Consider the following 26,795-nt stretch of genomic DNA (forward strand, 5'->3'; position numbering starts at 1 on the left):
GTCGCGATCGCGCGCACCGCGGCGCAGTACGGCGCTCGCGTGCTGACCCGGTGCGCCGCTGCCGAGGCCACCGCCGCCCCGCGCGCCGCTTCTTCGTCCAGCACGACCCGCACGTCGGCCAGCGGCAGGTCGATCTCGCGGAGATCCCGCAGGAGCGTTGCGCGCGGTTCCTGCGACGGGGAGTAGTAGCGGTACCCGTTCTGCTCGTCCACCTCCGCCGGGCGCAGCAGCCCGCAATCGTCGTAGAAGCGGAGCGCACTCGGGGCCAGCCCGACCCGGCGCGCGAAGGCACTGATGGTCAGCAGTTCGTCGGTCATGACGCCGATCCTCCGACTTCGACCAACTCGAAGGTCAACCGCCGGAAAGGGTTGCGCGGACGGGTGAAAATATCAGCGTGACGAGGTTGTTCGTGGTGACCGGAGCGCCTGGCGCGGGCAAGTCGACCGTCGTGCCCGAGCTCCTGCGGCTGCGCGGGAGCAGCAGCAAGCTGGTCGTGATGGACATGGACGAACTGCTCGACGCGAAGGGCCGGCTGCTCGGGATCGACATCGCCGACTCGTCCGCGGCGGCCAACTGGCCGGCGTACAACGCGCTCTGGCTGCGCATCACCGAGCTGGTACGCCGATCCGGTACTCCCGTGCTGCTGCTGACGCCGGCGGTGCCCCGCGAGCTGCCCGAGGGCCGGTGGTTGCACCTGGACTGCCCGGACCCCGTACGCCGGAAGCGGCTGGCCGCGCGCGGGTGGTCCGAGGAACAGATCACCGCCGCCCTCGCCGATGCCGCCGAGCTCCGCAAGCTGGTCCCGCGCTCGGTCTCCGGCGACGGGACGCCGGAGCAGTCGGCCGCGAAGATCCTTGCCTGGGTCAACGAGTGAACCAGTTCCGCAGGATCTCGGTGTAGTCCGCGCTGATCCCCTCCAGCGAGCGATCGGCCGACCCCGGCCAGTGCCCGACGCCGGGGATCCGGACGCTCTCGACCTGCGTGTTCCCGGAGGTTGCCGCGGCTCGCCGCCAGACCTCCAGCGTCTCCGGCACCGGCAGGTTCGCCTCGTCCTCGCCATGCATCAGCAGGACCGGACACGTGACCGTCGCATAGAGCGGTTCGGACGCGAAGTCGATCCCGTGCCACACCGGCAGCTCGTCCCCGAGATCGACGGGGATGCCGGCGAGATCGAACCAGGGCTTGTCTTCCTGCCGCTTGAGCAACGCGTCCACCGAAGCCCGATCCACCTTGCCCCGCAGGAGATCCGCCACCTGGTCCCGGATCTCCACGGCTCCGGCGACCGCCTCCTCGTCGTACCCGGCTCGTCGCACGGACTCGATCGTCGCGTGCCGCATCTGCTCGGCCGGGCTGACTCCGGCGCAGCCGAGCAACAGCAGGAACGCCGTCTCCGGCAACCGCTGAGCAGCCAGCGCGGCGACCCAGGTCCCCTGGCTCACACCCCAGAACCCGATCGGCACGTCGTGGTACGACTTCAGTACCTCGTACGCCGCGACCGCGCCCGCCGCCTGCACGTCGTACGGGATGTCCACGTCGTCGCGCGGCCAGGGTGCCCGCTCGAAGCTGAGCACGGCGACGCCGAGCGGGGCGAGCGTGTTCGCGAGATGCTCGAAGATCACCTGCCGGTACGACGAATTGCTGGAACCGTGCAACGCGACGACACCGGTCGTGACGGGTCCGTCGGTAGGCACGGTCAGCAACGCCGGCCGGCCGTCGACCTGGATTTCCTTGGCGGTGATCACCGCTGGATCGTCACACGCGAGCCGGGTCAGTTCAATCGCATCCTCACCGGATCCACAGCGGGCCGTTCCGGCAACGGAAGCGGACCGGCACCGGGCGTGATCGAGCCGAGGACACTCGCGTGCCGCGCGCCGGTGCAGCTCGGCACGGTGCCACCCAGTCCGTGCACGGTGAGGAATCCCAGTACTGCGAACGCGTACGCCTCCTTGGCGACCGACGGCAGCCCGAGTTCATCCGTACTCCGGAGCGGAACTCCTTTGAGCTCCTCGGCGAGCCGATGCATCAGGGCCGGATTCCGGATCCCGCCTCCCGCGGCGATCACCTCGGTCCCGCCGTGCGCGTGCACCGCGTCGGCGACGGTCCGCGCGGTCAGGGCGGTCACGGTCGCGACCAGGTCGTCCGGCGCGATCTCGGGCAGGCCTTCCATTGCCTTCGCGAGGTAGCCGAGGTGGAAGAGTTCCTTGCCGGTGCTCTTGGGCGCCGGACGAGCGTAGTACGGCTCGGCCAGGAGTCTGGCGAACAGCTCGGGGTGGATCTTGCCGCGCCAGGCCATCACGCCGTCCGCGTCGAAGGTCGCGCGGCCGCCGGTGAGTTCGTTGACGACGGCGTCGGCGAGGGCGTTGGCCGGTCCGGTGTCGAAGGCGATCGGCTCGTCGGTGACGACCGTGATGTTGGCGATGCCGCCGAGGTTGAGGGCGATCGGCGTACCGGGACGGCCGCGCAGCCAGAGCACGTCGACGATGCTGACCAGCGGGGCACCTTGCCCGCCTGCCGCGACGTCGCGGGAGCGGAGGTCGGAGACCACGGTGGTGCCGGTTGCTTCGGCGATCCAGGCCGGCTGGCCTAGCTGGAGCGTGCCGCGGACCTCGTCGCCGTCAACCCAGTGGAAGGCGGTCTGGCCGTGGGACACGATCAGGTCGGCCTGGCCGCCGCAGAGTTGCTCGACTGCTTGGGCTGCGGCTGCGGCGAACGCCTGGCCGATCCCGGTGTCGAGGCGGCAGACCTGCTCCAGCGAGGTGGCTGCCGGGGGCAATGAACTGGCCAGGTCGCGGCGCAGCTCATCGGGGTAGGGGCGACTGAGCAGCCCGAGCGGGGTGAGGACGATGGTGTCGCCCTCGATCCGGAGATCCGCCGCAGCCGCGTCGATCGCGTCGTACGACGTCCCCGACATCAAACCGATAACTCTCAATCCTTGAGCTCCCGTCGGTGGTCGTCGCCTCGTAGCGTGAGCAGGGCGAGCACGCTGATGGCGGAGGTGACCGCCACGTAGTACGCCGGTATGTCGACGTTACCCGTTCGCTTGATCAGCTCGGTGATGATCAGTCCGGCGCTGCCCGAGAAGACCGCGTTCGACAGCGAGTAGGCGAGGCCGAGGCCGGTGTAGCGCGCTCTGGTCGGGAACATCTCCGCCAGCATGGCCGGCCCGGGACCCGCCATCAACCCGACGACGAGCCCGGCCACGAACACGGCCGCACCCTTCGCCGCATTCGAACTCCCCTTGTCCTGCAGGAGATTCATCAACGGAAACGCCAGTACTACGACCAGCGCCGCGCCGGTCACCATCACCGGGCGGCGGCCGATCCGGTCGCTCAACCAGCCCGCCGGCATGATCGACACGGCGAACCCGAGGTTGGCCAGGACCGTCGCCACCAACGCCTGCTGGAACGTGGCATGCAGTGTCGCCTGCAGGTAGGACGGCATTACCACGAGGAACGTGTAGCCGGCGGCCGACCAACCCATCAGCCGGCCGATCCCGAGCGCGATCGCCTTCGCCACCTCGGCCTTGTCCGCGGGCGGTTGTGGCGACTCTTTGACCCGGTCAAAGTTGGGGGTCTCCGACAATCGGAGACGCAACCACAGTGCGACCAGGCCGAGCGGAAGCGCCGCGAGGAACGGCACCCGCCAGCCCCAGTCGTTCAGCGCCTCTTTGCTGAGGGTCGTCGCCAGGATCGCGGCGAGCCCAGCACCGGCGAGCAGCCCGAGCGCGACGGTGAACGACTGCCAGGCGCCGTACAGACCGCGCTTCGTCTTCGGCGCGAACTCGGTCATGATCGACACCGCGCCGCCGAACTCACCACCCGCGGACAACCCCTGCAGCGCCCGCACCGCCGTGAGCAACCAGGGCGCCGCAGCACCGACAGTCGCGTACGTCGGCAGCACGCCGATCAGCGTGGTCGACCCCGTCATCAGCAACAGCACCAGGATCAGCGTCGGCCGCCGCCCGATCCGGTCACCCAGCCGCCCGAACACCGCCGCCCCGATCGGCCGGAAGAAGAAGGCCAGCGCGAACGAGGCGTACGTCTTGATCAGACTCTCGGCATCACTCGCCGAGTTCCCGCTGAAGAAGTTCGCCGCGATCACCGTCGCGAAGAACCCATAGGCCCCGAACTCGTACCACTCGACAAAGTTCCCCACCGTCCCAGCCACCAACGACCGCCGGTTCCGGGTGATCTCGAGCTGTCCGGTGCTGCTCATGGGTCTCCTCAGGTCAGCCCCCGTAACTTTCCTCCCGCCCTGGTCCCATCTTGGTCTATCAGTGCCGTGCCCGCGACTCGTACCGCCTCAGACCTCGTACTCCCAGCCGGGTTGCCAGTTGAAGGGAGCGTCGACCAGGGCTTCGAGCGGAGTGCCGTCGACGAGGTGCTGGATCGCCCAGCGGTTGGCTGAATGGGCGACGAGGAGAACCGTGCGGCCGGCGTACAGGGGTTTGAGGTCGTTGAGGAAGGATCGGGTGAGGTCGAGGACCTGGCGGTAGCTCTGGCCGCCGGGAAACGGGGCGTCGACGTACCGGCGGCGCGGTTCGAGGCGTTCTCTCGGGGCGCCGTTGAGGTCGCCGTAGTTGCACTCACGGAGGCGCCAGTCCTGGAACCTGGGCGCGTCGATCGCGGCCAGCTCGACGGTGTGGATTGCGCGGCGCAGGTCGGAGCTGAAGACGGCGTCGACTTCTCGGCGGCGTTGCCCCAGCTCCACCGACTCGCGCTCCCCCGCGGCCGACAACTCCCCGGGCAGCCACCCGGTCGCCACTCCCCGCTCGTTGTCGAGCGTCGTCGAATGGGTTTCGTAGATCAGCTTCACAGCCCCGCCTTTCTTCGCTCGCCTCAGTCAACTTGCTTTGCGTCTGTTACTGGCGGGTATATACTTAAGTTACTCGTGAGTAAAGGTAGCGAAGAGGCAGGGGAATCCGTGTGAGCCACTACATGTCGAATCTGCGGGACATCGAGTTCAATCTGCTCGAGGTCCTGGGCCGTGGCGAGGTGCTCGGGAACGGGCCGTACGCCGACATGGACGTCGACACCGCGCGTGAGGTGCTCGGCGAGATCGACCGGCTGGCGAAGAACGAGCTGGCCGAGTCGTTCGAGGACGCCGACCGGCACCCGCCGGTGTTCGACCCCGAGACGCACTCCGTCACCATGCCCGAGGCGTTCAAGAAGAGCTACCACGCCTACATGGACGCCGAGTGGTACAAGCTCGAGCTGCCGCCGGAACTCGGTGGCCAGCCGACCCCGCCGTCGCTGCGCTGGGCCGCCGCCGAGATGGTCCTCGGCGCGAACCCGGCCGTCCACATCTACGCCGCCGGCCCGAACTTCGCGCACGTGGTCTGGCGCAACGGCACCGAGCGGGACAAGAAGATCGCGCACCACATGATCGAGCGCGGCTGGGGCGCGACGATGGTGCTGACCGAGCCGGACGCCGGCTCCGACGTCGGCGCCGGGCGCACCAAGGCCACCCTGCAGGACGACGGCAGCTGGCACATCGAGGGCGTCAAGCGGTTCATCACCTCCGGCGACCACGACATGACCGAGAACATCGTGCACCTGGTGCTCGCCCGGCCGCAGGGCATCGAAGGCGTCGGCGGTCCCGGTACGAAGGGGCTCAGCCTGTTCGTCGTACCGAAGTACGACTTCGATCTGGAGACCGGCGAGCTGACCGGGGAGCGCAACGGCGCCTTCGTCACCAACGTCGAGAAGAAGATGGGCATCAAGGTCTCCACCACCTGCGAGATCACCTTCGGCGAGACCGTCCCGGCCAAGGGCTACCTGCTCGGCGAGGTACACGACGGCATCGCCCAGATGTTCCAGGTCATCGAGTACGCCCGGATGATGGTCGGCACGAAGGCGATCGCGACCTTGTCGAGCGGCTACCTGAACGCGCTCGAGTACGCCAAGTCCCGGATCCAGGGGGCCGACCTGACCAACCCGGCGAAGAGCGCCCCGCGGGTGACGATCACCCACCACCCCGACGTACGCCGCTCGCTGATGACCCAGAAGTCGTACTCCGAGGCGCTGCGGGCCCTGGTGCTCTTCACCGCGACCTACCAGGATCGCGCGGAGCAGGCCCGGTACGCCGGGGAGCACGACCTCGAGGCGGAGCGGGTGAACGATCTGCTGCTTCCCCTGGTGAAGGGGTACGGCTCGGAGAAGTCGTGGACGCTACTCGGCACCGAGTCGCTGCAGACGTTCGGTGGATCCGGCTTCCTGCAGGACTACCCGATCGAGCAGTACGTACGGGACGCGAAGATCGACACGCTCTACGAGGGCACGACCGCGATCCAGGGTCAGGACCTGTTCTTCCGCAAGATCATCAAGGACCAGGGCAAGGCGCTGGGACACCTGTCGGAGCAGATCCAGGAGTTCGTCGCCTCCGAGGCCGGGAACGGCCGGCTGAAGGAAGAGCGCGGGCTGCTGGCGAAGGGGCTCGAGGACACCCAGAAGCTGCTCGGCGTAATGGGCCAGGCGCTGATGTCGAGCAACCCGCAGGCCGAGAACGGCGATCCGCGGAACGTGTACAAGGTCGGCCTGAACACCTCTCGGCTGCTGTACGTGCTCGGCGACGTGGTCTGCTCCTGGCTGATGCTGCGGCAGGCCGAGGTAGCGCTGGAGAAGCTCGGCGGCGAGCTGTCCGACGCGGACAAGGACTTCTACACCGGCAAGGTCGCGGCGGCCCAGTGGTTCGTCCGCTCGACGATGCCGTCGGTGCGCGCGGAGCGGATCAAGGCCGAGATGACCGACCTCGACGTGATGGACCTGCCCGAGTCCGCGTTCTGACGGACTCCTCCGGCTCGGCCGTTTGCGCGGGCCGAGCCGGAGGCCCCAGGTTCGGCGGGGCAGATCGGGGCAGATCAGCTGCCCCGCGATCTGCCCTGGTGAGTTTCCGCCTGGTGTAGCAACGTTTCTGCCCGTATCACCGTCGCGACCCTGGCTTGGTCTCCCCTGTCCAGGCCAGGGCCGCGTCCGGGCAGTTCTGAGGGTTGCGCCTGATCCGGCCCTCGTCGGCCCGGACAGCCTCAACGAACGCAGGCCCCGTCGTCGTAGGCTGACTGCCCGTACTGGCACGGCTATGACTTCTAGGCCTGAACCTTCTTAGGCGCCCTCGGCGACAATCTCCTCGCCACCGTCAACCGCGACGAATACGACCGCCACCCCCTCACCGCACCCTCAGGTGTTTTTTGGGCCGCATGACCTCGAATTCCCTCAGCTCAGCCTCAGCTGTTCTTGGGGTTTGGGTCAGGGCGGAGGTGGGGTTCTGCCTGATCCGTTCGTGCCGACCTGCGACCTACTGTCGAGCGACAGGCTGGGCGGGGACGAGTAGAGGCGGATGACGATGGCGGAGACGCGAAGGCTGGGTGCGCTGCTACTGGCGGCAGGGGCGGTGTGTGCGGTTTGGGCGCTGGGCGACAAGGACTCCAACGGCGAACATGTGCTGACCAGCAAGATCTCGGAGGTCCGGCTCGACTCGTCGAACGCCGACATCACCATCAAGGTCGGCGACGGCGACCAGACCACCGTCAAGGAGAAGCGCTCCTACTTCCTGGTGAAGCACGGCGATGCGTACAAGGTCGACGGCGAGACGCTCCGGCTGACCAGCGACTGCGGCTGGCGGTGCCACGTCGACTTCGAGGTGACCGTGCCGCGCGGTACGAAGGTCACCGGCCACAACACCAGTGGCGACCTCTCGATCGCGGGCGTCAGCGGGGTCGACGCCAAGTCCGAGTCCGGCCGGGTCGAACTCACCAACGTCACCGGCGACGTGAAGCTGCACCTCACCTCCGGCCACGTCGCGATCGACGGACTCGCCGGCAAGCTCGACTTCGACGCGACCTCGGGTGACCTGCGGGCGGAGCACCTCAAGGGTGGTGCCCCGGTGAACGCGAAGACGGTCTCCGGCGACCTGCACGTCTCCCTCGACGAGCCCGCTGACGTGGATGCCCGCGGTACCAGCGGTGACGTCGAGGTCGAGGCTCCGGCCGGCGACTACCAGATCCATACCGACACCCGGAACGGTGACGTCGACAACGAGCTCACCGACAACGCGACCGCGGTCCGCAAGATCAGCGCCACGACGGTCTCCGGTGATGTGGATCTCAGCTCGCGCTGAGACGTTTGAGACGCGGGTACGAGGAGGGCGTCAGAGCCTGTTCCGTCGCGAAGGGTGACCATCGACACGCGTCGGTGATGGACCCCGGCGTCGGGACAGGCGTAGCGTCGTCAGTGTCTGGATCGTTTCGAGGAGGGCTCGGCATGAGCATCGGTGTGGGGATCTTCTTGATGGTGGTTGGCGCGATCCTCGCGTTCGCGGTCCGCGACTCCTGGGACGCCGTCAACCTGACCGCGGTCGGCTACATCCTGATGCTCGCGGGCCTGGCCGGCATCGCCCTCTCCTTCTACATCACCAACCGCCGCCGCCGCGTCCCCAACGAGGCCCTCGACCCAGCAGTAGAAGAGGAATACCGAGTAGTAGAAGAACACCACCGCGACATCACCGAGTAGCTGCTCCGGAGAGTATGAGTTCTACGCGGGTGGTGGCTCCGGGGGTTACTACTACGGGGACGCCCCAGTCTTGGCGGTGGAGGTGGCAGGCGGGGAACTCTACTTCGGTGGAATCGTCGCAGGAGGCTGCTTGTACTGCGACGTGGAGGACGCCGTCGCCTACGCGCTCGTCGATGACGAGGCGACGGGTCAGGTCTGTGGTGTCGCCTGCCCCTTCGCGAAGGAGGGCTTCGGGGGTGGACGAGACCAGCAGGCGGGTGGACGGGCCGTAGCGGTCGTCGAGTTTCTGGCCCGGGGGTGGGGTGAAGACGACCTCGAGGGTCACCTCGCCGACGGCGATCTCCATCGGCGGGCGTTGAGTCCGGGTGGAGAACTCATCCGGCTTCGCGGAGGCGCCGAGCGGGATCCGGGTCAGCCGGTGGGCAGCAGACTCGACGACCAGCAGCTCGTTGCCTGAGACAACGGCTCCGCTCGGCTCCGCGAGACCGGTCGCCATCGTCTCCACCAGGCCGGCGCGCGGGTCGTACCGGCGTACGGCGCCGTTGTAGGTGTCCGCGATCGCGATCGACCCATCCGGAAGCACCGTGACGCCCAGCGGGTGCTGCAGGAGCGCCTCCTCGGCCTTGCCATCGCGCAGGCCGAAATCGAAGAGCCCGGTGCCGACGGCGGTGTGCACCTCGGTGTCGATCCAGCGCAGCGCCGAGATCTCGGAGTCCGCGAGCCAGAGGCGCTCACCGTCGACCGCGAGACCGCTCGTCTGCGCGAACCAGGCCTGCTCCAAGGCGCCGTCGCGGAGACCCTCGTTCGTCGTACCGGCTGCTACCTCCGTCGTTCTGGTGAACGGGTCGAAGGTCCAGAGCTGGTGTACGCCGGCCATCGCGATCCAGATCTTGTCCTGCCACCAGGCCACATCCCACGGCGAACTCAGTACGCCGGTGCCGTCGCCGTCCATCCACTGCTTGCCCGTACCGACCAGGGTCTGGGTCTCGCCGGTCGTCAGGTTGATCCCCCGGAGCGCGTGGTTGACGGTGTCGGCCACCACCACGTCGTACCCGACCTGCTGGGCAACCTCCTCCGGCAACAGGGTCAACCCGTTCGGCTCCGAGAACGAGGCAGCCGCGCCGTCTTCAAACCCGCGCCGCTTGGTGCCGAATCGCCGAACGACCGTCGTCGCATCCTCCGCGAGCTCGACGATGCTGTGGTTCCCGGCGTCGGCCACCAGGAATCCCTTGCCGTATGCAACCACCTTCGCCGGGAAGCGCAACTCGGTCGGCTCCGGCGTAGGCGCGACGTACGGCGATTTGCCGCGAGTCAGCGTGCCCGCCTTCTCGTGCTCAGCGATCAACTCGGCAAGCTGCGCGTCCAGGGCGTGCTCGTGCCCTTCACCCGAGTACTGCGCGACGATGTACCCGTTCGGATCCACGAGCACCAACGTCGGCCACGCCCGAGCGGTGTAGTTCTCCCACGTGATCAGCTCCGGATCATCCAGCACCGGATGCCCCACCTCATACCGCTCCACAGCCGCCCGAACAGCCGCCTCTTCCCCCTCATGCGCGAACTTCGGCGAATGCACCCCCACAATCACCAGCGCATCGCCGTACTTCTCCTCCAACGGCCGCAACTCATCCAGCACATGCAGACAGTTGACACAGCAAAAGGTCCAAAAATCGATCAAAAGAAAACGTCCACGGAAGTCGGCGAGCTTCAACTCCCGCCCCCCGGTGTTCAACCATCCCCGACCCCTGAGCTCCGGCGCGCGCACATGCATACCCCCATCATCCGCCCCACCCCAACCACCCCCACCACCTGCCCACCATCCGACCTCCTAGCCTGGAGGTGGCGGCACCCATGACCTCCACGTAGCTCTAGCATCTGAGCTGTACGCTCGCCCAGTCCTGTGGCTAGACCTCTCGCCTTCCTGATCGCCGGGTTCATCGTCTACGGGCGCTACCAGTGGCGGCGGCCTCAATCTCCCACGACATTGGTGTACTTTGCCTGCCTGCTTACGAAAGCATTCCTAGTCCCCTCGAGCACGTCGATTGCGGTTCCGCCCACATTGATTGCGGCAAGGGAACCGGAATGATAGGTGAATGACCCGTCGAACTCCGCAACGATGATCTGGTCGGCATCGCCAACCACCGCAAAGTTCGGATTGTGAGTCACCGCGATAACCTGCCGTCGCCGCGCCGCGTCCCGCAATGCGGGGACTAAAGAATTCTTGACCGTTTGATTGTCAAGATTGTCTTCCGGTTGATCTAGAAGCAGTGGTCGTTCCGACTTGTCCACGAGGAGATAGAACAACAACAAAACTAGCCCCCGCTGACCCGGAGAAAGCTCGGAGAGTTCGGAGCCGTTCGAACGGATTACGTATTGACTCTCCATCCATTCCAGGCCATAGAAACTGAAAAGTAGGCTCTCGGGTGTGTATCCACTTCGCATTATCGAAACCAACGACCTCGAAGCACCGCCTTCGACACCACCTTCGGAGGCAAGTCTCGAAATCAGGGCCTTAAGCCTGGCAAAGAGAGCTTCAGGATCCTCCAGCGGAGCCCCATCCAGAATCACCTTGTCTCGTTCTCGCCCACTGACGTCATAGAATCCGCCCGGCTTTTGACGGTTTACCGTGGTGAGCCACCGGTCGACAAAGCCACGTACACGGAAATCGACGTCGAACTCAAGATGAACACTTCGGACCAATTCATTTGCCTCGACAAACTTCATCGCCGGCTGGTGGGCGTCCTTCTGAGTCTCCATCATCACGCGAAGAAGCTCGTGAGTTCTCTTGAACCAGTTTTCGAGAGAATCGTATGCTTGCGCTAGCATGCTCGGGATGTGGGCTACCTCTGCCATGAGGTTCCGGACGCCCGCCAGCGAGTCGGGCTCCGATGGCTCGCCACTTAGTCGAGCTAACTGCGCACGTAGGTCCGTCTGGCGGCGTACAGCAACCTGGATCTCAGCGCTCGCAGCAAACTGGTCTTCCATAAGTTCGGTCACTGCACGAGACGCCACCGCGAGGCGATCCTGAAGCCCACCAGATGAGGCCAGATCATCACTAAGTCGAGCTATTTCTTCGGTCTGCTTCACCTGCCATGCCACAATCGATGAATCATCGAAGTCAATTTCGAGAAAGTTTCCTGACCTAATTTCGGTGACTTCACTTAATCGATTCGATGCTTGATAGATCGAGTCAATCTGCGAAGTGATTGCTGATAAGAGCTCGGCAGCTTCGACCGTCATGGAATGCAAGATGTTCTGTCGGTTCTTGACAGCATCTATCTCAGCTATTACACCCGCTTCAGCGGACCGAGCAAGGTCTACATTCCTGGTTAGCTCCTGCTGCTCAGGTGAACCGCCGGTCCTGAGCAGGTCCGTCACAACATCTAATTCATCATGGACGCTCCTAATGCGTTCGAGAAGAGATGCCTCTCGCGAATTTAGGTCCATCGCCAATAGTTCTGCTTGGCGCGCCTCAAGATCGGTCACCTCCAGGCACTGGGCAGCAACCTCTCTGCGTGCCTCCGCCAACCTAGACTGGACGACTTCGTTCTGCTGCGTTAGGTACTGGGACAAGCTGGTTGCTGTGCCCCGCTTTGATTCATCAAGATGGCGGAATAGAACGCGCTCTATTTCAGTCTCAAACTCGCGCCTGGCGATACTATCAGGGTCAGCAGAGCAGACCTTCTCGATAAGCGATTGAGGAAGATAATCAACAGTGACCGAACGGCTGCGGTCGTGTCTTTCATGCAGCCCGCGGACGGCAAGCGCACCATCCCGCCAAGCCAATGTCGCCTGATACCGCCCTGCTTCCCTGCCATTGTTCGACAGAAATCTCCCATCGGCCAGGAAAGAAAAGTCCGCATCCCGGTCACTGTTGGCCGCCATAGCGATTACGTCGAGGAGTGCCGACTTCCCTTGCCCCTTATTGCCGATAACGACACTGAAACCTGAGTTAATAGGGATATGGCTATCGAAGACGGCCTCAATACCCTCCGAATTAGTTCTTGGCCTTATTGATACTTCCGCGATCGTCGATTGCGGAGACTGGGCGACTCGAGCAAGAGCAGGCGGTCGTTCCTCAACCGTCACGCGATACGCGTACTCCTGGAGCGCTTGATGGAGTCCTTTGAATGTTGGATCCGCATTTATCCACGTTAAGCAATTCCCTAGGCGGTTATCTTGGCTGGAGTCTTGCCAACTGTGCGCATCACTGCAGTGTAATAAGCGGTGGTTGACGTTCGCTTCGGCGAGAGACGCTAGCGATTTCGCAAAGGAAGCTCTGTCAGGTGAGGCAGTGAATACTAGATCCACACTATTAACCAAATGTTTCTTATTCGCTGCAGCTTGCGGCGTCCATTTTATCTTCGACCACTCAGCTTTACCTACACCGAGCAGCAGATGATCCCGGAGCGATGTATTCCCAAGAATCGCTTTCCGCACCTCTTCGAAGGATACGTTGAGGTTATTGAACCCGGTCTCGAGCGGCCCAGGATAAGTGTTCCGATGTTCAAGAGGTGCCGCCTCTATGACTTTGTTACCGAGGCGAATTAGAGATTCTCGGGTGACTATCTCTGACCATTCAGACGGAGCATCACCGGCGGTCAACCGATATGTCGCACTGAGGAGCGGAAGCAACTGGGCCTCTAAATTGTCGATCACAACCAACGGATCACAAATCAAGTGAAGATTCAGGCGACTCAAGTGGCCATCCGTCCCGGCGAAACTGTCGCAGCGAACCTCTAGGACCGGAAAGATATTTTCGAGATTCGGCAGGTTCCCGGCTTTGAATTCAGCCAAAACTTTCCTGTATCCATCAAAAAACCAATAGTCATTGATCCCTAGAACCTTGATGTCCGAAGGGAGGTTTCGCAGCTCACTTAGATAGTGATCCCACTTATCATCGCCTGTGTACTTGTTGATGATGGATTCCGGCGTGTGGACGTGAAGGTCCCACTTTCGCCACTCCGAACCCCGCGGATAATCCATGCCAGCCCCCTGATATCTGAATCGCCCAACTCGACGATAGAGGTTGATCTACAAGTTGACTACGGTCCGTAGCAGATCGTTTTACAGTGTTCGGTCGGGCAGGATCCACATGCCCACCTGTTGAGTCAGCGGGGCAGGATCAGGGTGTCGGTGAGGAGTTTGGCGGTTTTGCGGAGGGTGGGTGGGGAGGAGGCTAGTTCGGCGGCCAGGGCCAGGGGGGTGAGGGGTTCGCCGGGGCCTACCAGGCGGTGGCGGTGGGCCAGGAGCCAGACGATGGCTCGCGGCCAGGTGGAGAGGCGGGCCTTGGTGAGGAGGTCGGGGGCGTCGCGGACCAGGCGGTCGGCGATCTCGTAGGCCTCGGCGGCGTAGTCGGTGCCGAGGGTTTCGCCGGCCAGCAGCCAGGCGTGCGGGGCGAGGACGGAGAGGGTCGCCGCGTGAGACTTGTCGAGACCGTGCAGGTCAGGACGCGGCGGTGAACCAAGGCCGGCCAGCGTGCGATAGGCATCCTCGAGGTCATCCGACGTGTCGTCCAAAAACACCGCTCGCGATCCGATCGGATCCGCCAGCGCCGCCGCCTCGAGAGCCGGCGTCCAGACATCGACCGCGTCGACAGCTTCCTCGATCGCGTCCAGATCGAGCGCCGTCCGCTCACCGGCGAACTGGAGCCAAGCCTTCACCACCACCGGCACCGCCGCGAAGTAGGTGCTATCGGCAAGCACCTTCCGCGGCAGCCAGTACGACAGGAACAACTCGACCAGCACGGCACTGACCCGCAACGGCCCACCCACCGTCCGGTCGACAGCATGATCGATCCACAACCGCGCAATGTCCGCCGCATCCTCCGGCAGATCGGTCGAAGCGGCCAGGAACTCAGCAACCAGTTCATCGCGTTGCCGACCGGAGAGCTGCGGTCGCACCGGCGGCCGGATCGGTCGCTCCGGCAACTGGGTCAGGCGATTCACCAGCAACCCCGAGAAGAACTCGAAGTCCTCGGTCACCGGCGGATCGTCGTGATCGTGCGTCTCCCCCAGCGCCTGCAGAATGATCCCGGCCGCCACCGCCGGCCGAACCGTGCGCACGGTCACCCGCCCACCACGCTGATACGCCTCGACCACCCGATCAACCGGCGGGCCGACAAAGACGTCCTTCGCGATAGCACCCTGATTGTTGTCCACAAACACAACAACCGTGTGCGGATGCTGATCGTCGTCATAGTCCAGTACGACGCTCAGCCCGTCCCCGGTGACGTCCTCGGACACGATCGCGCTGGTCAGCCGGAACCCGGCGATCCGCGAAACCCAGTCAGGCGTCCCGTACTGCGTACGCCCGCGCGACAGCTGCGCTCGTTGCAGCGGCAACCGCCCCGCCGGACCGACCGTGCGGGCCAGACTCGTCAACAGGACAAAGGAATCCAGGTCGCGCCGCTCACCGAGCACCCGGGCCGCATCGGCCCAGAAGAACCGCTCCACCTCACCGATCTCATCGGGCTGCCCGGCCGGCCACAACTGATCGGCGAGCAACGCGGCAGAGCGCGCGACCGAGGCCTCCGCGATCACCGGATGCAGCGCGGGTGGAGCCGCGGCCAGGTCGAGCAGAAGCGTTTCCTGCAAGGTGTCCAGCACAGCCACACTCGGCGTGGTGTCGAGGTCGGTACCCCCGGCACCCGCCGGCGGCTGCCCTGGGGTGGAACCAGGAACGGAGTCGACCAGCCGCAAATGGCTGCCGCGTCCGTCCCGGTCTCGTGACTTGGTCACCCTGGCGAGATTACCGCCGATCGCCTGCTCCCCGCAGGGCGGTGCGCGCGTCCTGTGGATGAAGCCCTCGACACGCCGTGACGACGCCCACACAAATAGTGCTTCCTGTACGCCGAAGGTACGGCGTACAGGAAGCACCTAGGAGCGAGCTAGCCCTTGAGGGCGCCGGCCATCAGGCCGCCGATGAACCAGCGGCCGAGCAGGATGTAGACCAGCAGCGTCGGGAACGACGTGATCAGCGCGCCCGCCATCGAGGCGGCGTAGTCGACCTTCTGACCACCGGCCAGCGCCGCGAGGCCCAGCGTGACCGGCCCGTTGTTCTGCTGGGTGAGGAACAGCGCGAACAGGAAGTCGTTCCAGACCGAGGTGAACTGCCAGATCAGCGTGACCACGAAGCCGGAGATGGAGATCGGCAGGATGATCCGGACATAGGTCTGGATCAGGCCGGCGCCGTCCACCCGGGCCGACTCGATGATCTCGTTCGGCACCACGGTCGCGTAGTAGTTGCGGAAGATCAGCGTGCAGATCGGCAGGCCGTAGATGACGTGCGTGATCAGCAGCGTCGGGATGCCGCGGGTGACGTCCAGGTCCTGGTAGGTCTGCCGCAGCGGCAGCATCACGGCCTGGTACGGGATGAACATCCCGAACAGGATGAACGCGAACACCAGGTTCGCGCCGGGGAAGCGCCAGCGGGCCAGCACGAACCCGTTCGCGGAGCCGATCAGCGACGCGATGATCGCGGCCGGTACCGCCAGCGACAGCGAGCGGACCATGTACGGCTGCAGGACTTCCCAGGACTTGCGCCAGGGCTCCAGCGTCCAGGTCTGCGGCAGCGACCACTGCGCGGCGGCGGTGGTGTCGCTCGAGGTCTTGAAGCTGGTGATGATGACGACGTACACCGGCGTCAGGACGAAGAGCAGGAACAACAGCAGCAGGACGTAGCGGACGGTCCGGCTCTTCCTGGTCGAACCGTCGCTGATCGTACTGCGCTGCGGCTTCCGGCTGATCGCCGCAGCGGCCTTACCGGTTGCAGCCGTTGCGTCGACGACGGTCATTCTTCGCTCTCCTGCCGGACGGTGTAGGCCACATAGGGGATGACAAGGACGGCGACGACCGCGAGCAGCACGATCGCGATCCCCGCGGCCTTGGCCATGTCGCTGCGGAGCAAGGTGTTCCACATGTAGACCGAGGGCACCTCGGTACGGAACTGGTTCGGTCCGGTGATCGCGTAGATCAGGTCGAACAGCTTCAGCGACATGTGCCCGAGGATGATCAGCGCCGACAGCGCGATCGGGGACAACTGCGGGAACAGTACGTACCGGTACAGCTTGAACTCCGACGCCCCGTCCACCCGGGCCGCCTCGCGGAGCTCGGACGGAATGCCCCGGAAGCCGGCCAGGAACAGCGCCATGATGTAGCCCGACAACTGCCAGACCGCGGGCAGCGCGATGGACGCCATCGTCGTCCACCGACTCCCCGCGGTCCACCACGGATTTTCCAGGAAGTTCAGGTGCAGCAGGTCGAACAGCCGGTTCAGGCCGCGCGCGTCGTCGCCCTGGGACGGGTTCAGCAACCAGCCCCAGACGACGCCGGACGCGATCATCGACACCGCCATCGGGAACAAGAAGATCGACCGGAAGATACCTTCGCCGGTGACCCCCTTCTCCAGCAGCAACGCCCACAGCACGCCGAAGATCAGCGTGCCCACGATGAACGCCACCGTGAGCACGCCGAGGTTCTTCAGCGAGTTGAGGAACCGGTCCTCACCGAACAGGTTGACGTAGTTCTCGAACCCGACATGCTTCGTCGGGACCGGCCGGGCGTTGTGCTTGTCCGTCAACGAGGTGTTGAACGTCCAGGCGATCAACCCGTAGACGAAGTACCCGAGCAACAACACCGTCGGCAACAACACCAACGCTCCTGGACCCCAGGTACGGATCCTTCCATGCATGCTCAGGACTCCAGATCTCTAGCAACCGGTGAGGACAACGCGGATCAGGACGACTTGATCGCGGCGGCCAGGGCCTTCTGCAGCGTCGCGACGTCCGGCTTGCCACTGAACTGGCTGATGGCGGACAGGATGCTGTCGTTCTGACCCAGGCTGCAGGCCGCACCGTGGGCACACGACGGCACGATCTTGTTCGACTTCCAGTCGGCCATCGCGGACTGCTGGTACTTCGGGTAGTCGGCCGCGACCGCGTCGGAACGGGCCGGGATCGAGCCCTTCTTGGTGTTGAAGGCCTTCTGGCCCTCGGCGCTACCGACCACCTTCAGCCAGCACTTCGCACCCTCAGGGTCCTGACCACCGGTCGGCAGCGTGAACGAGTCCGCCAGGAACTGGAAGTTCCCCGCGGTACCCGGCGCCGGCCAGTAGGTGTACGCCGAGTCCGGCACCTTGTCGGACAGCTGCTGCGCGGCGACCCAGTCACCCATCACCGTGTAGCCGGCCTGGCCCTTGTTGACGTAGCCGAGCGCGTCCGACCAGTCGATCGCGTCCCGGTCGACGTTGCTGAAGCTGAGCAGCTTCTGGTACTTCGTGAGTGCGGCGGTCACGTCGGCGCCGTTGGGGTCGGTGTCGCCCTTCCACAGCCCGGTGAACTTGTCCGGACCGAGCTCGGCGAGCAGCACGACCTCCATCACCATCTCCTGGGCGAAGCCCTTGGAGGTGGCCAGCGGGGCCTTGACCCCGGCCGCCTTCAGCTTCTCCAGGTCGGCGATCCAGGCGTCGACCGTGGCCGGGGCCTTGGTGGCGTCGAGGTTCGCCTTCTTCAGCACGGTCGGGTTGGCCCAGACGACGTTGGCCCGGTGCACGTTCGCGGGCACCGAGTAGATCTTGCCGTCGACGGTCAGGTTGTCCAGCAGGCTCTGCGGGAAAGCCTTGTCCAGGCCGAACTCCTTGTACAGGTCGCTGACGTCGTCGACCTGGCCGTTCTTGATGTAATCGCCCAGCTCGGCGCCGGCGTGCGCCTGGAAGGTCGACGGCGGCTTCTTGGCCGCCAGGTCGTTCGCCAGCACCTGCTTGGCGTTCGAACCGGCGCCACCGGCGACGGCGGAGTTGACGAACTTGTAGTCCTTGCACTCGGTCCCGAACGTCGAGACCAGACCGTCCAGGCCGGCCTTCTCGCCACCGTCGGCCCACCAGGTGAAGACGGTGACATCCTTGCTGGCCGTGCCGCCCCCACCGGAGCTGTCGTCGCTGTTCCCGCAGGCACTGGCCGCGAGAAGACCCACGGCACCCATGACCGCGAAGGTCTTGCTCAAACCACCACGCATTTTTTCACTCTCCGATCAGCTCATGGAGCTGTCTGGACATCATGAATGCCCCCTTGACGGGCCAACTCTGGGCACGCGCCCGGGCAGGTGTCAACGCTCCACCCACGCACGTTGTGTAGATGTGACACCTTAATGTGCGCAAATGTTGGGGGCCTTCACGCCCTGAAGTCAAACCGCCCGGCCGCCTGGTTCCGGACTTGGTTCAGGGTCGCAGCAGGACCTTGATACTGCGGCGTTCGTGCATCGCCAGGTAGCCGTCGGCAACCGCTTTCAGCGGCAGCTCCGCGTCGAAGACGAGGCCCGGATTGATCGCTCCCGACAGCACGTCCGCCATCAGCTCCGGCAGATACTGACGCACCGGGGCGACCCCGCCGGCCAGCCCGACGTTGCGCTGGAACATGGTCCGAACGGGCACCTCGACACCGTGCGGAACACCCACGAACCCGACCGTCGCGCCCGGCCGGGCTACCTCGAAGGCGGTCTTGAACGACTGGTCGGTGCCGACACACTCCAGTACTGCGTCCGCTCCCACCCCGTCGGTCAGCTCCAGTACTGCTGCCTTCGCCTCGTCACCACGCGCCGCGATGATATGCGTCGCGCCGAACTCCTTCGCGATCTTCTGCCGGTCCTCATGCCGCGACAGAGCGACGACCCGCCCCGCACCCATCCGGGTGGCGGCGAGGACTCCGCAGAGCCCGACTGCGCCGTCGCCGACGACCACGACGGTGTCGCCCTGCTTCACCCGTGCCGAGCGGGCCGCGTGCCAGCCCGTGCCCATCACGTCGGACAACGTCAGTAACGAGGGGACCAAGGCGTCATCCGGCAGCCCCGGGGTCGCGACCAGCGTGCCGTCGGCCCACGGCACCTTCGCGTATTCACCCTGACCGCCATCGGCCCGCGCGCTGCCGATCCCGACGATGTTCTGGCAGACCGACTGCAACCCCGCCTTGCAGTTCGGGCAGGTCCCGTCGCTCGCGACGAACGGCGTGACGACGAAGTCACCCGGCTTCACGGTCCGTACGTCGGCGCCCACCTCCTGCACGATCCCGACGTACTCATGCCCGATCCTGCTGCCCGGAGTGATCTTGTTCTCGCCCCGGTACGACCACAGGTCCGACCCACAGATGCATCCGGCAACGATCTTCACCACCGCATCCGTGGGCGCCTCGATCACCGGGTCCGGCACGTCACTCAACCGGACATCGAACGGAGCATGAATCGTCGTCGCCTTCATGCTCGGCACTCTAGTCGTCCCAGGCCGGGGCCCAGATCTCGCCGGAGCTGCTGACCTGGCAGGTCCGGAGGCGGGTGAGGAAGGCGGCGAGAGCCGGGTGGGGGTTGTCCTGGTGCCAGAACGCCGAGTTCGCGTTCCAGCGCGGCGAGGCGCTTCGAGACGGCCTGCTGGGTGACGCCGAGTTCGTCGGCCGCGGCCTGGAACTGACCGGAATCGACGACCGCCGCAAACGTCCGGACGGCCTCGAGATCCACCTGACCAGCCTAGACAACCAACAGTTGTGGCACGCCGACGTTGCTGTTGTTTGTCGGGCCTGATCTCTCGGTGTTTGCATCGCACGATGGTGAAGATGCGAACCCCGGCAGGGGTGACAGAGGTGACTGGCTTCCGGGAACGGGTCGAGCAGGCGATCCGGACGACCGAACGGCTCAACAAACTCCCGTACGACGACGGCCCGGCGATCCGCGCGACCTGGACCGACCTGACCGGGCAGGTCGTCGACGAAACCTTCCGGCTGATCCCACCGGTGTACTGCGATCACGGCGTCAACCTCCGCGTCGGCCGCAACGTCTTCATCAACCAGCGCTGCCAGCTCAACGACATCGGGGGCATCGAGATCGGCGACGACGTGATGCTCGGCCCCGGCGTCAACCTGATCACCTCCGGCCACCCCGTGGACCCGGCCGCCCGCTACGACGGCATCACCGCCGCCCCGATCCGGATCGGGAACAACGTCTGGATCGGCGCCGGCGTAACGATCCTCCAGGGCGTCACCATCGGCCAGAACTCGGTCATCGCCGCCGGCTCAGTCGTCACCCGCGATGTCCCCCCGAACACCCTCGCCGCCGGCGTTCCGGCCAGGGTCATCCGAGAGCTCGGCTAGCCACCGAGGCGGATCGCGCTGGCAAGATCGGCACTATGGGTGAACGGCTGGACGGTGGGTTCGACGGCGGCGCCTCCTTGGTCAACGGTGTCGTACGGCGTACCGCGGGGCCTTGGACGCCGTCGGTCCATGCGCTGCTCGATCATCTGCAGGCCGGTGGGTTCTCCGGTGCGCCGCAGGCGCTGGGCGTGGACGCCGACGGACGGGAGATGGTCAGCTTCCTGGCCGGCCAGACGGTAGGAAACGCCCGGCCCTGGCCCTCGTGGACGCATAGCTCATCGGCTTTGACGGACGTCGCGCGGTGGCTCCGGCGCTATCACGCGGCCGTCGCCGACTTCGTTCCACCAGACGGTGCGCGCTGGCGCGAAGGAGAAACCTGGCAGCCGGGCATGATCGTCGCGCACAACGACGCGGCGCCGTACAACGCGGTGTGGAACGGTGATGGCCTGGTCGGCTTCGTCGACTGGGACATGGCCGGTCCGGTACGCCGGGAGTTGGATGTCGCTTGGGTCGCGTTCTCCTGGACGCCGCTGCACGCTCCTCATGTCGTGGCCGCCGAAGGCTTCACCGACCTCGACTCGCGTCTGCCCCGGCTGGCCGATTTCCTCCGCGCCTACGGCTGGCAAGGCACCACCGGCGACATCCTCGACCTGATCGCGGAACGGCTGACGCTTCAGCTGACCGTGATGAACCAGAACGCTGCCGACGATCCGACCTACCAGCGGATGCTGGCCGTCGGCCGCGATCGCGACCTGGCGATCGCCCTCGACCAACTCGCCACCCTCCGCTGATCCCGCTTACAGGACTGTGTAGCGGCCGCGGCGGTGGACGATGGGTGGGAGGGTGTCTGCGGCTAGTTCTACGTGCGCGATCTCGAGGGTGACCTGGAGGGCCCAGCCGAGTTCGGGTGGGTTGTCGGAAACCAGTCGGCAGCCGGCCCAGGTGGTGACACCGACGGGGGCGGGGCCCCATTCGGTGTCGATCCACTCGAGCATCCGGAAGGGGCCGCCGGGGGCGGGGGCTACGTAGCCGAAGGCGTCGGCGAGTTGCTGGTGGCCTTCGCCGAGCAGGCTGACGACGGCGGTCTTTGCCGAGCGCAACGTTTCCCACAGGTCGGAGTCGGGGTCGATGAGCCCGAGGACGAAGCCGGGCTCACCGTCCGCGATCAGCATCGAGGAGACGGTCAGCCCGGCCCGCTCACCGGCGTACGAGGTGGTCCACAGGCCGACCGGGGACGGCAGCCGGCCGCGCAACCGGCGGACCGGGCTTCGTTCCGACTCCGGGGGGAGAAACGGGTGATCCCCGTGAATCGTCATGCCTGCACGGTAAGGCATGAACCCAACTAGGCGTTCCGCACCCGATCTGGAAGTGCGAACCCGTCGAGGGGACGGGACAGCAGCCCGCTCGAGCCGCGCACCGACTCGACAGCTCCGTCCGGACCGAAGGTGAACCGGTACGACTCGCCGTACGAGCCGTAGCCGGACCCACCGACCACCCGCAGCGAGTCGCCGACGACCTCGAGCGGTTGCGGTTCGGCCGCGGGATCACCCAAGGTCGGGTCGATCGCATAGAGCCGCCCGCCGAGGATCACGAAGTCCTCGACGCCCCAGAGGTTCGCAAAGCGACCGGTGAACCGCTGCAGCTCGGCCGAGGATCCACGCTCCTTGGATTCCGCCAGGTCGAGCAGCTTGAAGAAGGCTTCCGCGAGAACACTGGCCGCGCCGTCGATCGCGTTCGTCAGCACCGACACGGCAATCCCCTGCTCAGCGTCGGCCAGGGACCGCGTGATGTGCCCCGGGTATCCACCGCCGTGGCCGATCACCTTCCGCTTGCCGATCTTCGTCACCGACAACCCCAGCCCGTAACGCGGCCACTCCTCTTCCGAGGTCTGCCAGATCGGGTGCTGCATCTCCCGCTTCGACCCGTCGGTCAGCAACCGGTCGTCGCCGAGGAAATGCGCGGAGAAATAGGTGACCAGATCGTGCGCGTTCCCGAAGAACCCGGTCGCCGAGGCCAGCGCGCGCGTGTCGACGTGATCGATCGGCACCCGCACGTCGGAGTAGCTGTACGAGCTGTACCCAGCGGCGTACTCCGAAGCGCGCTGGGGATCCAGCTCCGGCCCGAGCCCGGCCAGCCCGAGCTTGTCGACGATCGAGGTCTGTACATAGGTGTTGTACGACGTACCGGCCGCTGCCTCGATCACCAGGCCGAGCAAGCCGTAACCGATGTTCGAGTACTTGAAGCGATCGTTTTCGGGAACCACGGCCGAGCCATCGGAGCGCAGTACGGCGAGTAGTTCCTCGCGGTCCGGGAAGGCGACCGCGAGCTGCCACCAATCGGCCTCGAGGCTGTCCCGGGTGACCCCGCCGGCGTGGGCCAGCAGTTCGCGCAGGGTCAGCTCGCCCAGCCGCGCCCCGACCAGCTCGGTGACGTGCAGACCGGCCTTGTCGTCGAGCCGCAGCCTGCCCTGCTCGGCCAGCTGGAAGATCGCTGTCGCCGTGAACGTCTTCGAGTGCGAAGCGATCCGGAACAGGTGCTGCGGGGTCAGTTCGACCCCGGCTTCGACATCCGCCAGCCCGTACGCCGAGGAGAGCGCGACCGCGTCCTCGGCGTACACCGCCGCCTGGATCCCGGGGATTCTGCGGTAGCGCTGGTTGAAGGCCAGCCAGCTGTCGTAGTACGCGAGTGTTTCTCGGACGTTCTCAGGATTCAGGGCCTCAGGCATGACGCCTAGATTGAATGACGCGGAAGCGGCTCGCAACGTAAGCGCCGTCGGTGTACGTGGCGTTAGCGGCCGGATTCGCTCCGGTGCCGTGAAAATCACTGAACGCGGCCGACTGGTTCACGAACACACTCCCGGTCAGATTCTCCGACAGCGCCACCCCGACCTCGAGCGCGGTGTCGCGCACCTTCTCGAGAACCTCTGCCGACGTCGAGTACACCCCGGCGGTCATCGCGCCGCCCTCGTCGACGGTCTTGCGGAACAGCTCGATCGACTCGTCGGTGTTCGCCGTCCGGACCAGGAAGGAGACCGGCCCGAAGCATTCCTTGCTGAAGACCTCCTCGTCCTTGGCCTCGACGGAGACCAGCAACGGCGTACGGACGACCGCATCCTCGTACGCCGGGTGGCTGATCGCGCGCGACTCCAGCACGACCTGCCCGTACTCCGGCGCCAGCTCGAGCCGGTTGACGACCGCGTGGTTCACGATCCCGCCGAGCAGCTCGACCGCGCGGGCGTCGTCGCCGAGCAGCTTGGAGATCGAGTTCGCGATCCCGGCCCCGACCTCGTCGAACGACTTGTAGCCCTCGTCGGTCTCGATCCCGTCGGCCGGGACGAACAGGTTCTGGGTGGTGGTGCACATCTGGCCGGAGTACAGCGAGAGCGTGAAGGCCAGGTTGTTGCAGAGCGCTTTGAACGAGTCGGTCGAGTCGATCAGGACCGCGTTCACGCCGGCCTTCTCGGTGAAGACCTCGGCCTGGGTCGCGTTCTGCTCGAGCCACTCGCCGAACTCGCTGCCGCCGGTGAAGTCGATGATCTTCACCTCGGGACGGAGCGCGAGCGGCTTGGCCAGCCCGTCGCCGGTGTGCTCGACGGCGAGCGTGACCAGGTTCGGGTCGAAGCCGGCCTCGGCGAGCACCTCGCGGGCGACCTCGACGGTGATCGCGAGCGGCAGCACGGCCAGCGGGTGCGGCTTCACCACGACGGCGTTGCCGGTGACGAGCGACGCGAACAGGCCGGGCCAGGAGTTCCAGGTCGGGAACGTGTTGCAGCCGATCACCAGGGCGACGCCGCGACCGACGACGGTGAAGTTCTTCTCCAGCCGGATCGGGTCGCCCTTGGCCGGCTTCTCCCAGGTGGCGGTAGCCGGGTAGCGGCTCATCTCCTCGTACGCGTAGGCGATCGCCTCCAGCGCCCGGTCCAGCGCGTGCGCGCCGCCGGCCTGGAACGCCATCACGAACGCCTGGCCGCTGGTGTGCTGGACCGCGTTGGCCAGCTCGAAGACGCGCTTGTGCAGCCGGTCGAGGATCTCCAGCGTGACGCCGACGCGGGTCTCGATCCCGCCCTTACGCCAGTCAGTCATGCCCTTCTGGGCAGCCGCGAGCAGCTCGTCCAGGCCGTCCTCGACGGTCCGTGGGTACTGCACGTCGAGCGAGATCCCGTACGGCGACTCCTCGGTGCTCACCGTTCCATTCGCCCCGGGCGTTTCGATCGGGTAGGCCGTACCGCGGTGCGCCTCGAACGCCGCCTTGCCGTCCTCGGCGGCGGTCTCGCCGTACACGCGGGGGCTGGGCGACTCCGGGAAGGCGGAGAAGTAGCCGCGGCTGCGGATCGCGTCTAGCGCTCCGTCCAGCCGGTCGCGGTGGACGGCGAGCCAGTCGGTGCTGGTCGGTGCGGTGGTCATCTGCGCGCTCCATGCTGGTCGAGGGCCGGCGTACTTGGACAAGCGTAGGCCTGGTCGTGTCAGTGATGTTACAGTCATTGACCAGATTGCCGGAAGAGTGTCACAACCGAGCTGGGTGGAACGTGATGACCGATGTGGCCGCGGCTGTGGCTGCCGCGATGTGGGCAGAGGACACTGCCAGCGTCTCCCTCGGCATGCGGCTGGTCCGGGTCGGCGACGGGACAGCGGTGCTCGAGATGCCGGTGCGCGACGACATGGTGAACGGGCACGGGATCGCACACGGCGGCTTCGTCTTCACGCTGGCCGACTCGGCCTTCGCGTTCGCCTGTAACTCCCGCAACCAGGTCACCGTCGCGCAGGGCGCCGAGATCGTCTTCGTCGCCCCGGCTCAGCGCGGGGATCTGCTGACCGCCGAGGCGCACGAGCGCGCGTCGTACGGGCGGAACGGGATCTACGACGTCACCGTCCGGCGCGGCGACGACCTGATCGCAGAGTTCCGCGGCCGGTCGCGGCAACTGCCCGGAACTGTTTTGAAGGAGAGCAACGATGGCGCGTGAGGCATTTCTGGTCGACGGTGTCCGCACCCCGATCGGCCGGTACGGCGGCGCGCTCGCCGCGGTGCGTCCGGACGACCTCGCGGCGCAGGCGATCTCCGCGTTGCTCGCCCGGCACAGTGCGCTCGATCCGGCGCTGATCGACGACGTGATCCTCGGCTGCGCGAACCAGGCCGGCGAGGACAACCGCAACGTGGCGCGGATGGCCTCGCTGTTGGCCGGCCTGCCTGTCGACGTTCCTGGTACGACGATCAACCGGCTCTGCGGTTCCGGTCTCGACGCGGTGGCGGCGGCTGCTCGATCGATCATTGCCGGAGACAACGAAGTCGTGCTGGCCGGTGGGGTCGAATCGATGTCCAGGGCACCTTTTGTGATGCCTAAGGCAACGACTGCTTTCTCTCGCCAGGCGGAGATCTTCGACACCACGATCGGTTGGAGGTTCGTGAATCCCCTGCTGGAGAAGCAGTACGGGATCGATTCGATGCCGGAGACGGCCGAGAACGTTGCCGCCGAGTTCGGCATTTCGCGCGAAGACCAGGACCTTTTTGCGCTGCGCAGTCAGCAGCGTGCCGCTAAGGCTCAGGCCAACGGCCGGCTGGCGGAGGAGATCGTTGCGGTCTCGGTTCCAGGTAGGCGCGGGGCGGTGACGACGGTCGAGGTTGATGAGCACCCGCGGGAAACCTCGCTCGAAGCGCTGGCGGGTTTGAAGACTCCCTTCCGCACTCCCGGCACGGTGACCGCCGGCAACGCGTCCGGTGTGAATGACGGTGCCGCTGCTCTCCTGGTGATGAGCGGCGAGGCGGTCGAGCGGCTCGGCGTCACCCCGCTGGCCCGGATCGTCGGGACCGCTGCGGCCGGCGTACCGCCGCGGATCATGGGCATCGGCCCGGTCCCCGCCACCGGCAAGCTTCTCGCCCGGACCGGTGTCGCGCTGTCCGACATCGGCGTGATCGAGTTGAACGAGGCCTTCGCCGCGCAGTCCCTCGCGGTCTTGCGCGAACTCGGTCTTCCCGACGACGCTGACCACGTGAATCCGAACGGCGGCGCCATCGCCCTGGGACACCCCCTGGGCATGTCCGGCGCCCGGCTCGCCCTCACCGCCGCCCTCGAGCTTCGCCACCGCGACGCCGGGTACGCGCTGTCCACGATGTGCATCGGAGTAGGCCAGGGCATCGCGACCTTGCTGGCCCGCCCCTGAGGAGGT

The 26,795-nt window shown here is 65.9% G+C and carries 24 protein-coding genes; 8 read left to right on the forward strand and 16 right to left on the reverse strand.

Annotation, left to right across the window (positions count from 1 at the left end):
• The coding region (locus ABZ004_RS06090) for a MerR family transcriptional regulator (RefSeq protein ID WP_355678663.1) at positions 1-317 on the reverse strand (317 nt) is incomplete at its 3' end.
• Between the two features lie 77 nt (positions 318-394).
• Here ABZ004_RS06090 and ABZ004_RS06095 point away from each other — a divergent pair.
• On the forward strand, positions 395-874 hold the full coding sequence (locus ABZ004_RS06095; protein WP_355678664.1) for an AAA family ATPase: 480 nt from the start codon (positions 395-397) through the stop codon (positions 872-874).
• Here the strand turns inward: ABZ004_RS06095 and ABZ004_RS06100 are convergent.
• The 4 genes from ABZ004_RS06100 to ABZ004_RS06115 form a co-directional block, all read right to left on the reverse strand.
• Positions 864-1,742: an alpha/beta hydrolase gene (locus ABZ004_RS06100; RefSeq protein ID WP_355678665.1), complete on the reverse strand. Its 879-nt coding sequence runs from the start codon at positions 1,740-1,742 to the stop codon at positions 864-866. The two genes, ABZ004_RS06095 and ABZ004_RS06100, sit on opposite strands and share 11 nt — an antisense overlap.
• A gap of 26 nt (positions 1,743-1,768) precedes the next feature.
• Complete coding sequence (locus tag ABZ004_RS06105; protein ID WP_355678666.1) at positions 1,769-2,929, reverse strand: anhydro-N-acetylmuramic acid kinase; 1,161 nt, start codon at positions 2,927-2,929, stop codon at positions 1,769-1,771.
• On the reverse strand, positions 2,926-4,215 hold the full coding sequence (locus ABZ004_RS06110) for an MFS transporter (RefSeq protein ID WP_355678667.1): 1,290 nt from the start codon (positions 4,213-4,215) through the stop codon (positions 2,926-2,928). Before ABZ004_RS06110 ends, ABZ004_RS06105 begins: the two co-directional genes overlap by 4 nt.
• A gap of 87 nt (positions 4,216-4,302) precedes the next feature.
• The gene (locus ABZ004_RS06115; RefSeq protein ID WP_355678668.1) at positions 4,303-4,815 is read right to left on the reverse strand and encodes a histidine phosphatase family protein; all 513 of its coding nucleotides are present in this window, start codon (positions 4,813-4,815) and stop codon (positions 4,303-4,305) included.
• Between the two features lie 110 nt (positions 4,816-4,925).
• Here ABZ004_RS06115 and ABZ004_RS06120 point away from each other — a divergent pair, with 110 nt between their 5' ends.
• The 3 genes from ABZ004_RS06120 (at position 4,926) to ABZ004_RS06130 (ending at position 8,507) form a co-directional block, all read left to right on the forward strand.
• Entirely contained in the window at positions 4,926-6,785 is a 1,860-nt protein-coding gene (locus ABZ004_RS06120) for an acyl-CoA dehydrogenase (RefSeq protein ID WP_355678669.1), read from the forward strand.
• Positions 6,786-7,341: 556 nt separating this feature from the next.
• Positions 7,342-8,115: a DUF4097 family beta strand repeat-containing protein gene (locus ABZ004_RS06125; protein WP_355678670.1), complete on the forward strand. Its 774-nt coding sequence runs from the start codon at positions 7,342-7,344 to the stop codon at positions 8,113-8,115.
• Between the two features lie 143 nt (positions 8,116-8,258).
• Positions 8,259-8,507 (forward strand): DUF6458 family protein, encoded by a 249-nt coding sequence (locus ABZ004_RS06130; protein WP_355678671.1) that lies wholly within the window; start codon positions 8,259-8,261, stop codon positions 8,505-8,507.
• Here ABZ004_RS06130 and ABZ004_RS06135 read toward each other — a convergent pair.
• From ABZ004_RS06135 to ABZ004_RS06170, 8 genes are all read right to left on the reverse strand, one after another.
• Positions 8,497-10,275, reverse strand: coding sequence for an NHL domain-containing thioredoxin family protein (locus tag ABZ004_RS06135; RefSeq protein WP_355678672.1), 1,779 nt, complete (start codon positions 10,273-10,275; stop codon positions 8,497-8,499). The two genes, ABZ004_RS06130 and ABZ004_RS06135, sit on opposite strands and share 11 nt — an antisense overlap.
• A gap of 197 nt (positions 10,276-10,472) precedes the next feature.
• Positions 10,473-13,490 carry a TrlF family AAA-like ATPase gene (locus tag ABZ004_RS06140; RefSeq protein WP_355678673.1) on the reverse strand — a complete coding sequence of 1,006 codons (3,018 nt, stop codon included), beginning with the start codon at positions 13,488-13,490 and terminating at the stop codon, positions 10,473-10,475.
• Between the two features lie 125 nt (positions 13,491-13,615).
• Positions 13,616-15,244 (reverse strand): hypothetical protein, encoded by a 1,629-nt coding sequence (locus ABZ004_RS06145; protein WP_355678674.1) that lies wholly within the window; start codon positions 15,242-15,244, stop codon positions 13,616-13,618.
• 149 nt (positions 15,245-15,393) lie between these two features.
• Positions 15,394-16,299, reverse strand: coding sequence for a carbohydrate ABC transporter permease (locus ABZ004_RS06150; protein WP_355678675.1), 906 nt, complete (start codon positions 16,297-16,299; stop codon positions 15,394-15,396).
• Positions 16,296-17,195, reverse strand: a complete 900-nt coding sequence (locus ABZ004_RS06155; RefSeq protein ID WP_355678676.1) for a sugar ABC transporter permease — start codon at positions 17,193-17,195, stop codon at positions 16,296-16,298. Before ABZ004_RS06155 ends, ABZ004_RS06150 begins: the two co-directional genes overlap by 4 nt.
• Positions 17,196-17,239: 44 nt before the next feature.
• Positions 17,240-18,517, reverse strand: a complete 1,278-nt coding sequence (locus tag ABZ004_RS06160) for an ABC transporter substrate-binding protein (protein ID WP_355678677.1) — start codon at positions 18,515-18,517, stop codon at positions 17,240-17,242.
• 202 nt (positions 18,518-18,719) lie between these two features.
• On the reverse strand, positions 18,720-19,751 hold the full coding sequence (locus tag ABZ004_RS06165; protein WP_355678678.1) for a zinc-dependent alcohol dehydrogenase family protein: 1,032 nt from the start codon (positions 19,749-19,751) through the stop codon (positions 18,720-18,722).
• Positions 19,748-20,005: a LysR family transcriptional regulator gene (locus ABZ004_RS06170; RefSeq protein ID WP_355678679.1), complete on the reverse strand. Its 258-nt coding sequence runs from the start codon at positions 20,003-20,005 to the stop codon at positions 19,748-19,750. Before ABZ004_RS06170 ends, ABZ004_RS06165 begins: the two co-directional genes overlap by 4 nt.
• Before the next feature lie 122 nt (positions 20,006-20,127).
• On the opposite strand from ABZ004_RS06170, the gene ABZ004_RS06175 reads away from it, so the two are divergent.
• Both ABZ004_RS06175 and ABZ004_RS06180 read left to right on the forward strand, forming a co-directional pair.
• Complete coding sequence (locus ABZ004_RS06175) at positions 20,128-20,634, forward strand: sugar O-acetyltransferase (protein WP_355678680.1); 507 nt, start codon at positions 20,128-20,130, stop codon at positions 20,632-20,634.
• Between the two features lie 35 nt (positions 20,635-20,669).
• Complete coding sequence (locus tag ABZ004_RS06180; protein WP_355678681.1) at positions 20,670-21,425, forward strand: phosphotransferase; 756 nt, start codon at positions 20,670-20,672, stop codon at positions 21,423-21,425.
• Between the two features lie 6 nt (positions 21,426-21,431).
• Here ABZ004_RS06180 and ABZ004_RS06185 read toward each other — a convergent pair whose 3' ends face one another.
• Genes ABZ004_RS06185 through paaN form a run of 3 tightly spaced genes read right to left on the reverse strand, consistent with a single transcriptional unit; the run spans position 21,432 to position 25,037 of the window.
• Positions 21,432-21,950 carry a flavin reductase family protein gene (locus tag ABZ004_RS06185; RefSeq protein ID WP_355678682.1) on the reverse strand — a complete coding sequence of 173 codons (519 nt, stop codon included), beginning with the start codon at positions 21,948-21,950 and terminating at the stop codon, positions 21,432-21,434.
• 26 nt (positions 21,951-21,976) lie between these two features.
• A complete protein-coding gene (locus ABZ004_RS06190) occupies positions 21,977-23,359 on the reverse strand; it encodes a serine hydrolase domain-containing protein (protein WP_355678683.1) in 1,383 nt (460 codons plus the stop codon).
• Complete coding sequence (paaN, locus tag ABZ004_RS06195; RefSeq protein ID WP_355678684.1) at positions 23,352-25,037, reverse strand: phenylacetic acid degradation protein PaaN; 1,686 nt, start codon at positions 25,035-25,037, stop codon at positions 23,352-23,354. The genes ABZ004_RS06190 and paaN overlap by 8 nt, the downstream gene beginning before the upstream one ends.
• A gap of 125 nt (positions 25,038-25,162) precedes the next feature.
• Between paaN and paaI the strand changes: the two genes are divergently transcribed.
• Both paaI and pcaF read left to right on the forward strand, forming a co-directional pair.
• Entirely contained in the window at positions 25,163-25,594 is a 432-nt protein-coding gene (paaI, locus tag ABZ004_RS06200) for a hydroxyphenylacetyl-CoA thioesterase PaaI (RefSeq protein ID WP_355678685.1), read from the forward strand.
• Complete coding sequence (gene pcaF / locus ABZ004_RS06205) at positions 25,584-26,789, forward strand: 3-oxoadipyl-CoA thiolase (RefSeq protein ID WP_355678686.1); 1,206 nt, start codon at positions 25,584-25,586, stop codon at positions 26,787-26,789. Before paaI ends, pcaF begins: the two co-directional genes overlap by 11 nt.
• The last annotated feature ends 6 nt before the right edge of the window (positions 26,790-26,795 follow it).

Source organism: Kribbella sp. NPDC006257, from assembly GCF_040613535.1.
Taxonomy (GTDB): Bacteria; Actinomycetota; Actinomycetes; order Propionibacteriales; family Kribbellaceae; genus Kribbella.

Coding starts and splice junctions, on each gene's coding strand:
- ABZ004_RS06110 (WP_355678667.1), bottom strand. CDS start 4,215: ATGAGCAGCACCGGACAGCTCGAGATCACCCGGAACCGGCGGTCGTTG.
- ABZ004_RS06125 (WP_355678670.1), top strand. CDS start 7,342: ATGGCGGAGACGCGAAGGCTGGGTGCGCTGCTACTGGCGGCAGGGGCG.
- ABZ004_RS06130 (WP_355678671.1), top strand. CDS start 8,259: ATGAGCATCGGTGTGGGGATCTTCTTGATGGTGGTTGGCGCGATCCTC.
- ABZ004_RS06135 (WP_355678672.1), bottom strand. CDS start 10,275: ATGCATGTGCGCGCGCCGGAGCTCAGGGGTCGGGGATGGTTGAACACC.
- ABZ004_RS06140 (WP_355678673.1), bottom strand. CDS start 13,490: ATGGATTATCCGCGGGGTTCGGAGTGGCGAAAGTGGGACCTTCACGTC.
- ABZ004_RS06150 (WP_355678675.1), bottom strand. CDS start 16,299: ATGACCGTCGTCGACGCAACGGCTGCAACCGGTAAGGCCGCTGCGGCG.
- ABZ004_RS06155 (WP_355678676.1), bottom strand. CDS start 17,195: ATGCATGGAAGGATCCGTACCTGGGGTCCAGGAGCGTTGGTGTTGTTG.
- ABZ004_RS06160 (WP_355678677.1), bottom strand. CDS start 18,517: ATGCGTGGTGGTTTGAGCAAGACCTTCGCGGTCATGGGTGCCGTGGGT.
- ABZ004_RS06165 (WP_355678678.1), bottom strand. CDS start 19,751: ATGAAGGCGACGACGATTCATGCTCCGTTCGATGTCCGGTTGAGTGAC.
- ABZ004_RS06180 (WP_355678681.1), top strand. CDS start 20,670: ATGGGTGAACGGCTGGACGGTGGGTTCGACGGCGGCGCCTCCTTGGTC.
- ABZ004_RS06185 (WP_355678682.1), bottom strand. CDS start 21,950: ATGACGATTCACGGGGATCACCCGTTTCTCCCCCCGGAGTCGGAACGA.
- ABZ004_RS06190 (WP_355678683.1), bottom strand. CDS start 23,359: ATGCCTGAGGCCCTGAATCCTGAGAACGTCCGAGAAACACTCGCGTAC.
- paaN (WP_355678684.1), bottom strand. CDS start 25,037: ATGACCACCGCACCGACCAGCACCGACTGGCTCGCCGTCCACCGCGAC.
- paaI (WP_355678685.1), top strand. CDS start 25,163: ATGACCGATGTGGCCGCGGCTGTGGCTGCCGCGATGTGGGCAGAGGAC.
- pcaF (WP_355678686.1), top strand. CDS start 25,584: ATGGCGCGTGAGGCATTTCTGGTCGACGGTGTCCGCACCCCGATCGGC.